Annotated in this window: 2 protein-coding genes; both read left to right on the forward strand. The window is 24.4% G+C overall.

The genetic code is table 11. From position 1 onward, the window contains the following. Positions 1–940: lipase family protein (locus tag BGS40_RS09480; protein ID WP_219350341.1), on the forward strand; the 940-nt coding region annotated here is incomplete at its 5' end. Positions 941–1,270: 330 nt separating this feature from the next. After that, positions 1,271–2,272: hypothetical protein (locus BGS40_RS09825; protein ID WP_257841724.1), on the forward strand; the 1,002-nt coding region annotated here is incomplete at its 3' end.

Below are 2,272 nucleotides of genomic sequence, written 5' to 3' on the forward strand. Positions count from 1 at the left end.
TTCTCTTATAAATACTTGTTTTGATAGTAAAGAAATAACATTGGATAATGATATTAGTAGGGTGGGGTTAAATGATACACTTAGTAAAAGAATCATTGATTTTGTAAATAGATTTAAACTTTTAAAACATCAGCCTAACACTACAAGTGGCTTTAGTGCTACTTTGTTTGAAGATACTAAAGATAACAATCAAAAGATTATAGTTATACGAGGAACAGAGCCTACGAGTAATTTTGGGATAGATATTTTAGATGCTGATGTTGATTTAGCTTTAGGCAAAGTTCCCTATAATCAATATCTTGATATGATTAAATTTTATTCTGAGTGTGTTAAAGAATTTCCAAATATTATAAAAGACAAAGGTTTGGTAATTGTAGGTCATTCTTTAGGCGGAGCTTTGGCGCAACTACTTACTCTTTCATTAGCGAGTGTTAATTCTAGTGCTAATGTTAAAGAAATCTACACTTTCAATTCGCCTGGTGCAAAAGAACTAAAAGCTTTAAATTTAAATCAAATTTACAGAATAGATGGAAAAATTATCAATTCTGATAATAAAGAGCAAGCATTGTTTTATCAAATAAGATCTTATAAATATCAAAAAAGTATAGAAATAAACTTAATAGGATATGATTCTAATTTATTTCAAAATATAAAATCATACTTTCATAATAAAACAAACTTAAAAGAACATTATATCTTTATAAAAACAAATATAATTTATAGTAAATCAACGAATTATTTTTATGATATTTTTGAAGTTGATGAAGGATTTATAAATTGTATTAATCAGCTTCTTACTAATCTTAATATCAAAAATATTTTAGCTACAAGTGATAATACTTATCATATTGAAACAGATACTGATTCCGATGCTTCCAATACAAAAAGGGGTAATACAAGATTTAGGAGTAGATATAGATGGGAAGTATTATATTGTTAATTTAGGGGATCGATTTTGGGATTCTCATTTTTTAGAGCCCACTATCATAGAATTAAATTATATTTTAAATCTTATGAAAAATAAAGAAATCAATAACCTTTTAGAGTATAATATAAATAAGGATGAGGAGCTATGAACTTTTATCAAATACCATAATAATGTTTTATCTACTGCAAGAACTCGTTATGATGATCGTATTTTGTCATATTTTAGCATTCCTAAACTATCTAATGATTTTTCAAATTCTTTGGAATATTTGCAAATTCATTACCAAAAGAACCCAAAAAACCTTTATTTGCAGCAAATATTCAAGGTTTCTCATCTACGCAATTGCAAGCTTTGGAGGAATATAAAATAAAAAAAGCTAAATATGATGAGGAGTTAAAATGGTATGAACTTTATAAAGTAAAATATGAAAGAGAACAACAAATTTTTAATCAGAAATTTAAAGAGTATTTTTCAGAAATAATTTTTTATCAAAATAGACTCTATTCTCATAAAAAAACACAAGAGAAAATTATATTAAATGCAATAATACAACAAATTAATCAAAAAGATATAACATATTTTAATTTGTATTCTGTGATAGAATTTTTAAAAGAAAACAAGGCTTATTATAAATATATAGATTTAAATGAAATCCAAGATTTAATTTTAAATGATTTAGATAATAAATTGGGTTATTTTTATTGCCTTTATGTATGTATAAATTTAATAGTATTAAGAGAAGATAAAAATACTTATTTCACCCAAGCTACCGCTATAAACAATCTAGGCTATAATTCTACTTTCACAAAAATCTTCATCCTAGATAAAGAAAAGCTCAATGATACCTATCTTGATGCTAGAAAAAGGCTTTATAAATCTATCAATACTTTAAAAGAAAAAAGAAATGAAAAAATAAAAGATATCCAAGACTATTTAAATAAAGAAATTTCCTTACAAGATAATCTAAATAATCAAAGCTTTAATACTAAGGAAAATGATGTTAATTTAATTTTAAACGAAGTATTTAACATAGAGCAATTTTATGATAAAAATACCAATACCATAGTATTAAAGACAAATAATATAAAAATCGTATTCTTAGATAAAGTAAATTTACAAGATTTGCAAGATAATTCTAACAATACTTCTTTCATCTCTATGTCAAATTTGATCCATATTTATGATAATCATTGTGATATTTTTGCAAAAGATAGAAGTGTTTTGGATATAAAGGACATAGAAGAAAAATACCAAATAGATTTTAAAAGTTTAGATATAAAAATCTTCCTAAACTCCACTCTCCTTACAGGCTCAAATGAACTTCCTAATAATCCTTTTTACTTT

Source organism: Campylobacter sp. 107 (assembly GCF_002383835.1).
GTDB classification, from domain to species: Bacteria; Campylobacterota; Campylobacteria; order Campylobacterales; family Campylobacteraceae; genus Campylobacter_D; species Campylobacter_D jejuni.